Raw genomic sequence first — 10,233 nt, forward strand, 5'->3', positions numbered from 1 at the left:
CCCGACGGGCCCAGCAGCACACTGACCTCACCCGGGGGCAGGGTCAGCGACACGTCGGACCAGATGTTCGCCCGCCCGAAGGACTTCGACAGTCCCTCGACGGTCACCTCGACGCCGGTCATGGAGCCACTCCCTCATTGGACGGGGCCCGTCGGCGCGGTAGCGGGGAGCGGGCGGCCGACTGCCCACAACTGGAGAACGAGGCGGGTCGGGTCGGGTTACCCACGAGTTCTAGTTGAGACGCATATTGCTCCGATCGGCGTATGAAACCGGCTCGGCAGTCGTACGAACGGAGGCCCGGCACACGCCCGGGCGGGGGCCGAGCCCCATCCGTCCCAGGTCGGACGCGGGATGGGACTTCGCTCAGGACGGACATCACTGACCGCGAAACCCCGCGGTGGTCCCCCGTGCCGCGTTGGCGCCGGCCGCATGCCGGTCACCGCATCGCGCCTGCATGCCCGCTGACGAAAGGTCGAACCACCATGGCGAACAACGGCGCGACCGCGACCGCCGGTTCTCACCGGCGGACGCGGTCGCGTACGGGCTGATCGACCGTGTGGTCGGGCGCCCAGGATCAGCCGGCCATCGCGAGCTCGGCCTGGTCCTCACTGTGGAACTTCTCCTCGAGCAGCTCCGGGGAGGCGTCCACGTCGATGTCGAGGAGGTTGGCGCCGCGGGCCGACTCGATGGCGCCGAGCCTGCGCCCGACCTTGTCCATCGCGTACTCGGCCATCTCGTTGATGTCCACGTCGAACGGCGGCGTCTCGCCCTGGTACTGCTCGAACGTGCCCGTGACCACGCCCATCGCCGGCACGAGCAGCTCCTGCATCCGCTCGTCCACCGCCTCGAACAGGGAGTCGTCGCCGGCGACGTGGCGGCGGCAGGTGAACGTGCCCCACGCCATGTGACGACGCTCGTCGTCGCCGATGTGCTTGATCAGCTTCTGCATGCCGGGCAGGATCCCGCGGCTGGTACACACCTTGGACCAGGCGAAGTACCCGGTGAGCGCGAGCGTGCCCTCGACGATGTGGTTGTAGGTGACCGATGCCCGGATCTGGTTGCGCGGCGACGGGTCGTTCGCCAGCGCGTAGAGGCTGTCGGGCAGCTCCTTGGTGAAGATCTCCATGTAGTGGTCGTTCTGCTCGATGTACTCGTGCAGGTCCGAGGAGATCCCGATCGCGTCGAACCAGCGGCGGAAGCCCTCGGTGTGCCGGGCCTCCTCGAACACGAACTGCGTCAGGTACATCTCGTCGGCGAGACGCCCCTCGGCGGCCATCGCGGCCACGAACGGCTGCAGATCCTGCGTCACCGACTCCTCGCCCGCCATGAACTGGGCGGCCAGCGAGAGGGTCCACCAGCGCTCGTCGTCGGTCATGGCGGCGAAGTCGCGCGCGTCCTGGCTGAAGTCGATGTCGGCCGGGTTCCACTGGCGCCCGTTGCCCTTGGTGAACAGGCGCATCGGGAACGAGTCGAAGTTCAGGCCGCCCTTGCTGAGGCTGGCGAAACCCGTGCGCTTGCCGTGCTCGATCACTCGCTTGTCAGACAACGTCGTCCTCCTCAGTACCGGATGAGGCCGCGGATGTTGCGGCCCTCGCGCATGTCCTCGTAGCCCTGGTTGATCTCCTCGAGCGCGTACTCGCGGGTGATCAGCTCGTCGAGCTTGAGCAGGCCGAGGTTGTACATCTCCAGCAGCCGCGGCACGTCGTGCTGGCCGTTGGACGAGCCGAACAGGGCCCCGCGGATCTGCTTCTCGTAGAGCGTGAGGTCCAGCAGGGACAGCGAGGCGGTGTCCTCGTCGGGGTGGCCCAGCGCCGTGACGACGACGCGCCCCTTCTTGCCGACGAGCTGCAGCGCCGGTTGCAGGTAGGAGCCCTCGGCGACGCCCGTCGTGAGGATGGCGGCGTCGGCGAGCTGGCCGCGGGTGACCTCGGAGACGATGCTCCACGCCTCGTCGATGCTCGCGGCCACGTGCGTGGCACCCAGCTCGAGCGCCTTCTCCCGCTTGAACTCCACCGGGTCGACGGCCACGACGTACCGGCAGCCCGCGACCTTGGCGCCCTGCACGGCGTTGGCGCCGATGCCCCCGATGCCGATGACGACGGCCGTGTCGCCCGCGCGCAGCTCGGCGGTGCGCACCGCCGAGCCGAAGCCGGTGGTGACCCCGCAGCCGACGAGCGCCGCCAGGTGCAGCGGGAAGCCCTCGTCGATCTTCACGACGGACTTCACCGGCACCACCGTGTGCTTGGCGAACGTGCCGAGCAGGCACATCTGGCCGACGTCCTCGCCGCGGGCGTGGAAGCGGTAGGTGCCGTCGAGCTGCGGGCCGAGCGTGGCGCCCGCGCCGTCGTCGCAGAGGCTGGTGTAGCCGCGCACGCAGTAGCTGCAACGGCCGCAGGACGGCAGGAACGTCATGACGACGGGGTCGCCAACCGCGACGTCCGTGACGCCGGGGCCGATCTCCATGACGCGGCCGGCGCCCTCGTGCCCACCGACCATCGGGAACCCCACGGGCAGGTCACCCGTCACGAGGTGCTCGTCGGAGTGGCACAGCCCGCTGGCCGCGAGCTCGACCAGAACCTCACCGGGGCCGGGCGGATCGAGCTCGACCTCCTCGACCTCCCACTTGCCACCCTGCTCCCACAGCACCGCTGCCGTCGTCTTCATGGGGGCAGCATGACGTGGATCACCGGGAAAGGCACCGGTCCGGCCGTTCCGACCCTGGCCCGCAAGTGCCACACCATCCGACCAGGTGACGCGCGGGGTCAGGCGGCGGGGAGGGGCAGCTCCAGGTGGGCGGTCAGGCCGCCGCCCTCGCGAGGCTGCAGGGAGAGCTCGCCGTCCATCGCCGCCACGATCGTCTCGACGATCCACAGGCCCAGACCCGCGGTGCCCCGCCGCTCCCCCAGCGCCACGCCCTTCGCCGTGACGAGCCCGGCCTGGCCCGGCGGCAGGCCCGGTCCGCGGTCCCGGACCTCGGCGACGAGCCGCCCGTCCGCGTACGCCAGGTCCAGCTCGACGGGGGCGTCGCCGCTGTGCCGCGCGGCGTTCTCGACGAGGTTGGTGAGCACCCGGCGCAGCCGCTGCGGGTCGCACCGGACCACCGCCTCCGGCGGGTCGACGCGCGGGGCCCGGCGGGCGGGGGCGACACCCGCCGCGTCCAGCACGGCGTCGGCCAGCTCGGCGAGCCGGACCGGGCGCTCGCGCACGCGCCCGAGCGGGTTCCCCTCCTGAACGGCGACGTCGGCGAGGCCGTCGAGCATGTCGCGCAGGTGCACGGCGTGCTCGGCGAGCAGGCCGACGGCGACCCTGCGCGACGGTTCGGAGAGCCGGTCGAGGTCGCGGGTCAGCGCCGTCAGCGACGCGACGGGCGTGCGGAACTCGTGCAGCACCACGCGCACGCCGTCGAGCCGCGCCTCCTGGGCCGCGAGCAGCCGGGCCCGCAGGTCGCGCTCCTCGAGGAACGCCTCGTGCTCGGCGAGCGCTCGGGCGCGCGACTCCGCGGCGGCCGCGAGCTGGCGTTCCAGCATCCGCACCAGCACGCCGACGAGCACGGCCGTGGCCATCAGGTATCCCGTCCACCACGCGCCGGCGAGCCACGCGTGCGTCGCCGGCTGGTCCGGATCGGTGCCCAGCACCGCCGCGACGGTGAACCCGGCTCCCGCCACCAGCGCGGCCAGGCGCCCTGTCACCGCGCCGCCCCGCACCGCCGCGGCGATCACCACCAGCGGCAGGGCCGCCACCATGATGCTGTCGGCCCCGCCGGTGAGCGCGCAGGCCACCAGCACCAGCGCCCCGTCGATCGACGTCGCGAGCCACGGCGGCAGCAGCCGGGCCTCGCGCCACTCGCCCACGGCGAGCGCCGTCGCGTAGCCGAGGGTGACGGCGGCCAGCACCCCGACGGGCACGAGGTTCCCGCGGGCCAGCTGCGGGCCGATCACCAGCGCCAGCCCGACCGACAGCACCACGAGCAGCCGGATGACCACCGCCGTGCGCTCCTCGACCGTGCGCACCACGGGATCGAGCTCCGTCATGCCTGCTCCTCGGGGTCCGTGACGTGGGTGTGCGACGAGGGGTGTGCGCCGCTCGGTCTAGAGTCGCCCACCGTGCGCGATGGCCGGTACGTGGTGGTCATCGTCGACGACCACGCCCTTTTCTCGCAGGGGTTGGCGCTCCTGCTCGAGTCACGGGCGGGTGACCGGTTCGTCGTCGCGGGCTTCTCCACCGCGGGCGAGGAGGCCGTCGCGCTGGTCGGGCGCGAGGGTGCCGACATCGCCATCGTCGACCTGGCGCTGCCCCCGCTCGGCGGCGTTGAGGCCATCCGCCGGATCACCGCCGCCTACCCCGGCACCGCGATCCTCGCCCTGTCGGGGACGGAGGACCTCGGGCTCGCCGCGGCCGCGCTGCGCGCCGGGGCCTCGGGTTTCCTCGGCAAGTCCGCCGACCCCGAGGTGCTGATCGCGCCGCTGCTGACGATCGCGGCGGGCGTCCGCGTGGTGCGTCCCGACCTGCTCGACGCGCTGCTCGCCGCCGGCGACCGCACGGGCGACGGCCTGGTCGAGCGTCTCGGTAGCCGGGAGCTGCAGCTCTGGGCGCTGCTCGCGCGCGGGCTGGAGACCAGCGAGATCGCCAAGCCGATGCTGGTCAGCGAGCGCACAGCGAAGCGGATGATCGCGTCCCTGCTGCACAAGCTCGGCGCGGCCAACCGGATCGAGGCCGCAGCGCTCGCCGGCCGCTACGGCCTGCTCGACGCGGACGCCACCGCCGACTGAGCACGCACGACCGTCCGGGGCACCCCGGGCCGCAGCACCACCGACGAGACCATGTGCTCCCCCGCCACGGCTTGTCCCGCCGCGCCGGTGGCGGCTCTCCCACGGCGACGACCCGGAGCCGGAGCCTGGCCCGCACGGGCCGCGCGTGGCCCTTTCGTGGGCTCGTGCCCACCCCGCGACGTGCGCCACACTCCCCGGACCAGCGAACGAGCGAAAGGGGCTGCGACGTGGCGGCGTTCACCGACGAGGCCGAGGTCTACGAGTACCTGGGCGGCGTGTTCCGACGAGGCATGGAGAACCCGGCCCTCGTGGAGAAGCTCAAACCGTCGGGCGTGATCCTGCGGATCACCTACTCCGACCCGGAGGCCGTGATCACGGTCGACATGCCCGAGTCGAAGATCTTCGAGGGGGTCGGCGTGGGCCCGGAGCCCAACGTCGAGCTGTTCATGACCGCCGACACGGGCAACAAGTTCTGGCTCGGCAAGGTGGTGCTGCCCGTCGCGCTGGCCAAGGGCCATGTGCGTGCGAAGGGTCCGGTGGCGAAGCTGCTCAAGGTGCTGCCGCTGGCCAAGGGCCTGTTCGGTCCGTACCGGGAGAGCCTGGAGGCGGCGGGCCGCAAGGACCTCCTCGACGCCTGACACCCGTTCGGGCGTACGTACTGCCGCCCGAACGGTCCTACCCGATACTCCGCACGTGGATGTCGTCTGGCTGGACGTGCAGATGTGGACGCCCCTGCGGGGCACGTTCCACCCGTTCCTGGACGTCGCGTGCGACCTCCCCCAACCGCTGCCGGTCGCCGAGGGCGACTGGCAGCGGTGGGCCCGGATGAACCTCGAGGCGGTGGCCGCGCACGAGCAGTGGCAGCCGGGTCGCTACCACTACACCGCCGAGCGGCGCGACGACGGCGGGCACCCGGTGGAGGTCTTCGTCCACGGCCTGTGGGAGTGGAACGCCTGACCGGCGCTGCTCGTACGCTGCGCGACGTCGTCCCGCACCCGGGTCGTCTCCAGGGGTCCACCGTGAGCCGGATTGGCCCTGTACGACATGGCCAATTCTGCCAAGGTGAACGTGTGGATCGCACGGACCTGGAACGACGCATCGGGGCCCGCAGCTTCGCCCGCCTCCTCGGGGACTGGCGCCCGCCCGACGGCCGGGGTCTCGCCGACGGCCTGGCCGACCGCATCCGGCTGCTGGTGCTCGACGGCCGCCTGCCGCTGCAGACCCGCGTGCCCGCGGAGCGTGAGCTCGCGGGCGAGCTGGAGGTCAGCCGCACCACTGTCGCCGCCACCTACGACGCGCTGCGCGACGCCGGGGTGCTCCGCAGCAGGCGGGGCGCAGGCAGCTGGACCACGCTGCCCACCGACCGGCCCGGCACCGCCGCCGCGGCGCCCTTCTCCCCCCACGGCGACCGCGCGCTGTTCGACCTCGCCCACGCCGCGCTCCCCGCGCCGCTCGACGCGATGCGCGCGGCCACCGCCGCGGCCGTCCGCGACCTCGACGCGCACCTCGGCGGTCACGGCTACGACCTGCTCGGGCTGCCGGTGCTGCGGGCCGCGATCGCCGACCGGTTCACCGCCCGTGGCCTGCCCACCACCCCCGACCAGGTGCTCGTCACGGCCGGCGCCCAGAACGCCATCGGGCTGATCCTGCAGACCCTCGCGTCGGCCGGCGACCGGGTGCTGGTGGAGCACCCCACCTACCCCAACGCCCTCGACGCGATCCGCATCCGCGGCGCGCGTGCCGTGCCGGTGCCGATGGGGCCGGGACCGGGCGGCACCGGGACGTGGGACCTCGACCTGCTCACGGCGGCCGTCCGCGACGCCGCGCCCCGGCTCGCCTACCTGATCCCCGACTTCCAGAACCCCACCGGCGCGCTGCTGGACGCCGCCGGGCGGGAACGGGTGGTCGAGCTGGCCCGCCGCACCGGCACCACCCTCGTCACGGACGAGACGCTGGCCGAGCTGCCGCTGCACGGCCCGGCGCCCCGCCCACTGGCGGCCCACGGGGGCGCCGACACCCCGCTGGTGCTGACGGTCGGCTCGGCCAGCAAGGTCTTCTGGGGCGGACTGCGGATCGGCTGGATCCGCACGTCCGCACCCATGATCCGCAGGCTCGCCGCCGCCCGCGCGGCCACCGACCTGGGCGGGCCGGTGCTGGAACAGCTCGTCACGGTCCGGCTGACGGCCGACATCGACCCGATCAGCACGGGCCGCCGGGCCGAGCTCGCCGCCGCCCGCGACCACCTGCTCGGCAGGCTCTCCGACACGTTCCCGCGCTGGCGCCCGTCCCGTCCCGACGGTGGCCTGAGCCTGTGGGTGGACCTCGGGGCTCCGGTGTCGAGCAGGCTCGTCGGAGCGGCCCGGCGGCACGACGTGCTGCTGGCCGCGGGCCCGCGGTTCGGCCTCGACGGAGCGTTCGAGCGCCACCTGCGCCTGCCGTACACGCTGCGCCGCGACCGTGTGGACGACGCGCTGGAGCGGTTGGCGGCGGCGTGGGGCGAGCTCGACGGCGGGATGGCGGCGGGTGACACCGAACCGGTGGCCGTGGCCTGACACACGGCCCCGAACAGTCAACCCTGACCGTATAGTGCGGGCTCGGACCAACGGAGGTGTCACGTGGCGCGGAGCGGACCGCTCGCAGGGTTGAAGGTCGTCGAACTGGCCGGTATCGGACCGGGACCCCATGCGGCCATGATCCTGGCCGATCTCGGGGCCGACGTGGTGCGGGTCGACCGCCCGTCCGGGGCGCTGCAGCTCGGCGCCGCCGACGTTCCCGACCCGACACTGCGCGGGCGGCGCCGCGTGGCGGCCAACCTCAAGGACGCCGAGGGCAAGGAGACCGTGCTCCGCCTCGTCGAGCACGCCGACGTCCTGCTCGAGGGGTTCCGGCCGGGCGTCACCGAGCGTCTGGGCGTCGGGCCCGCCGACTGTCACGCGCGGAACCCGAAGCTCGTCTACGCCCGGATGACCGGCTGGGGGCAGGAGGGCCCGATGGCCCAGCGCGCCGGCCACGACATCAACTACATCTCGCTGACGGGCGCGCTGCACGCGATCGGCCGCAAGGGCGAGCGCCCGGTGCCGCCGCTGAACCTCGTCGGCGACTTCGGCGGCGGGTCGATGCTCCTGGTGATCGGCGTGATGTCGGCGCTGTGGGAGGCGCAGCGCTCCGGACAGGGTCAGGTCGTCGACGCCGCGATGGTCGACGGCGTGTCGGTGCTCAACCAGATGTTCTGGGGCTTCCTGGCGCAGAAGTTCTGGGTCGACGAGCCCGACTCCAACCTGCTCGACGGCCACGCGCCCTTCTACGACACCTACACCTGCTCCGACGGCAGGCACGTCGCCGTCGGGGCCATCGAGCCGCAGTTCTACGCGGCGCTGCTCGAGGGGCTCGGCCTGGCCGGCGGCGACCTGCCGGGCCAGATGGACCGCGACCACTGGCCCGAGCTGCGGGCCCGGATCACCGAGGCCTTCGCGTCGAGGAGCCGCGACGAGTGGGCGGCGGTGTTCGCCGACACCGACGCGTGCGTGACGCCCGTGCTCGCGTTCGGCGAGGCCGGCGCGCACCCGCACCTGGTCGCCCGCAACACCATCGTGGAGAGCGATGGCGTGCAGCAGGCCGCACCCGCCCCGCGCTTCTCCCGCACGGGCACCGAGGTGCCGGGCCGCGCCGCGGAGCCGGAGACCGCGGAGCAGGTCCTCGCCGACTGGGCATGACCCCCGCACACGACGACACCCCGCCGCCCTCAGGGGCGACGGGGTGTCGTGGGTCGCGGGAACCGCTCAGGCGGACGGGGTCTCGTCCACCAGCAGGTTGCGGGTCCGCAGCGGGTCGACCGGGATGCCCGGGCCCGTCGTGGTGGAGACGGTGATCTTCTTGATGTAGCGGCCCTTGGCGGCCGACGGCTTGGCCCGCAGGATCTCGTCCAGCGCGGCACCGTAGTTCTCCACCAGCTTCTCGGTGTCGAACGACGCCTTGCCGATCACCAGGTGCAGGTTGGCCTGCTTGTCGACGCGGAAGTTGATCTTTCCGCCCTTGATGTCCTGGATCGCCTTGGTGACGTCCGGGGTGACGGTGCCCGTCTTGGGGTTGGGCATCAGGCCACGCGGGCCGAGGATGCGGGCGATGCGCCCGACCTTGGCCATCTGGTCCGGGGTGGCGATGGCGGCGTCGAAGTCCAGCCACCCGCCCTGGATGCGCTCGATGAGGTCCTCGGCGCCCACGACATCGGCGCCGGCGGCCTCGGCCTCGGCGGCCTTGTCACCGGTGGCGAACACGATGACGGTGGCGGTCTTGCCGGTTCCGTGCGGCAGGTTCACGGTTCCGCGGACCATCTGGTCGGCCTTGCGGGGGTCCACGCCGAGTCGCATCGCGACCTCGACGGTGGCGTCCATCGCCTTGCTGGACGTCTCCTTCGCGAGGCCGGCGGCCTCGAGCGGGCTGTAGAGCCGCTCGTGGTCGATCTTCTCGGCGGCCTGGCGGTACACCTTGCTGCGCTGTGCCATCTTCTGTCCTCTTGTTGCTGGTCAGGTCGTGGTGACGAGCCGCGCTCGACTCTCCCACGCGTTCTGGGTCGTACCGAGCGGAACGCTCAGCCCTTGATGGTGATGCCCATCGACCGCGCGGTGCCGGCGATGATCTTCGCGGCCTGGTCGATGTCGGTGGCGTTGAGATCGCGCATCTTGGTCTGCGCGATCGCCTTCACCTGGTCCATGGTCACCGTGGCGACCTTCTTGATGTGCGGCTCGCCGCTGCCCTTCTCGACACCGGCCGCCTTGAGCAGCAGGCGCGCGGCGGGCGGGGTCTTGAGCTCGAACGTGAACGAGCGGTCCTCGAACACCGAGATCTCGACCGGCACCACGTCGCCCCGCTGGGACTCGGTGGCCGCGTTGTAGGCCTTGCAGAACTCCATGATGTTGACGCCGTGGGGGCCGAGCGCGGTACCGACGGGCGGTGCCGGGTTGGCCATACCGGCCTGCAGCTGCACCTTGACGATGGCTGCGACTTTCTTCTTGGGAGGCATTTCTCGGGTCCTTGACTGAATGAATGGTGCGGTGTGCGTGAACCGGTTGGCTCAGACCTTCTGGATCTGCGTGAAGCTGAGCTCGACCGGCGTTTCGCGACCGAAGATCTCCACGAGGGCCTTGACCCTCTGTGCATCGATGTTGATCTCGGTGATGGTCGCGTGCAGCGTGGCGAACGGTCCATCGACGACCATGACGGAGTCGCCGACGATGAAGTCGGAGAACTCGACCTTGGCGGCCTTCGTCTGCTGCTGGTCGGGGGCGTCGGCCGCGGTTGCGACCTCTGCCTCCACTGCCGGGGCGAGCATGCTCTCGACCTCGGCAAGACTGAGGGGGACGGGCTGGTGGGAGTTGCCCACGAAGCCCGTGACCGACGGGGTGTGGCGCACGACGCCCCACGACTCGTCGGTGAGGTCCATGCGGACCAGGACGTAGCCGGGGAG

At 72.2% G+C, this 10,233-nt stretch carries 11 protein-coding genes and 1 pseudogene; 5 read left to right on the forward strand and 7 right to left on the reverse strand.

The window, feature by feature from the left end; all coding sequences use genetic code 11:
- From JWR81_RS01550 to JWR81_RS01565, 4 genes and pseudogenes are all read right to left on the reverse strand, one after another.
- Nucleotides 1–122: pseudogene (locus JWR81_RS01550) on the reverse strand (ABC transporter ATP-binding protein); the annotation flags it as partial.
- A 452-nt stretch (nucleotides 123–574) separates the two neighbouring features.
- Nucleotides 575–1,546, reverse strand: coding sequence for a R2-like ligand-binding oxidase (locus tag JWR81_RS01555; protein WP_297645760.1), 972 nt, complete (start codon nucleotides 1,544–1,546; stop codon nucleotides 575–577).
- A gap of 11 nt (nucleotides 1,547–1,557) precedes the next feature.
- On the reverse strand, nucleotides 1,558–2,664 hold the full coding sequence (locus JWR81_RS01560; RefSeq protein ID WP_297645765.1) for an NDMA-dependent alcohol dehydrogenase: 1,107 nt from the start codon (nucleotides 2,662–2,664) through the stop codon (nucleotides 1,558–1,560).
- 98 nt (nucleotides 2,665–2,762) lie between these two features.
- Nucleotides 2,763–4,031, reverse strand: coding sequence for a sensor histidine kinase KdpD (locus JWR81_RS01565; RefSeq protein WP_297645767.1), 1,269 nt, complete (start codon nucleotides 4,029–4,031; stop codon nucleotides 2,763–2,765).
- 72 nt (nucleotides 4,032–4,103) lie between these two features.
- On the opposite strand from JWR81_RS01565, the gene JWR81_RS01570 reads away from it, so the two are divergent.
- From JWR81_RS01570 to JWR81_RS01590, 5 genes are all read left to right on the forward strand, one after another.
- Nucleotides 4,104–4,769: a response regulator transcription factor gene (locus JWR81_RS01570; protein ID WP_297645768.1), complete on the forward strand. Its 666-nt coding sequence runs from the start codon at nucleotides 4,104–4,106 to the stop codon at nucleotides 4,767–4,769.
- Between the two features lie 227 nt (nucleotides 4,770–4,996).
- Nucleotides 4,997–5,407, forward strand: coding sequence for a sterol carrier protein (locus JWR81_RS01575; protein WP_297645770.1), 411 nt, complete (start codon nucleotides 4,997–4,999; stop codon nucleotides 5,405–5,407).
- Between the two features lie 55 nt (nucleotides 5,408–5,462).
- Entirely contained in the window at nucleotides 5,463–5,726 is a 264-nt protein-coding gene (locus JWR81_RS01580) for a hypothetical protein (RefSeq protein WP_297645772.1), read from the forward strand.
- Between the two features lie 113 nt (nucleotides 5,727–5,839).
- Entirely contained in the window at nucleotides 5,840–7,321 is a 1,482-nt protein-coding gene (locus tag JWR81_RS01585) for a PLP-dependent aminotransferase family protein (RefSeq protein WP_297645774.1), read from the forward strand.
- Between the two features lie 63 nt (nucleotides 7,322–7,384).
- Complete coding sequence (locus JWR81_RS01590; RefSeq protein ID WP_297645776.1) at nucleotides 7,385–8,482, forward strand: CaiB/BaiF CoA-transferase family protein; 1,098 nt, start codon at nucleotides 7,385–7,387, stop codon at nucleotides 8,480–8,482.
- A 66-nt stretch (nucleotides 8,483–8,548) separates the two neighbouring features.
- On the opposite strand, the gene rplA is transcribed toward JWR81_RS01590, so the two are convergent.
- From rplA to JWR81_RS01605, 3 genes are all read right to left on the reverse strand, one after another.
- On the reverse strand, nucleotides 8,549–9,271 hold the full coding sequence (rplA, locus tag JWR81_RS01595; RefSeq protein ID WP_297645778.1) for a 50S ribosomal protein L1: 723 nt from the start codon (nucleotides 9,269–9,271) through the stop codon (nucleotides 8,549–8,551).
- A gap of 86 nt (nucleotides 9,272–9,357) precedes the next feature.
- Nucleotides 9,358–9,789, reverse strand: a complete 432-nt coding sequence (gene rplK, locus JWR81_RS01600) for a 50S ribosomal protein L11 (protein WP_297645780.1) — start codon at nucleotides 9,787–9,789, stop codon at nucleotides 9,358–9,360.
- Nucleotides 9,790–9,840: 51 nt separating this feature from the next.
- A partial coding sequence (locus JWR81_RS01605) for a transcription termination/antitermination NusG family protein (RefSeq protein WP_297645782.1) occupies nucleotides 9,841–10,233 on the reverse strand: 393 nt, incomplete at its 5' end.

Origin of the sequence: Pseudonocardia sp. (assembly GCF_025965585.1) — a bacterium.
Classification (GTDB): Bacteria; Actinomycetota; Actinomycetes; order Mycobacteriales; family Pseudonocardiaceae; genus Pseudonocardia.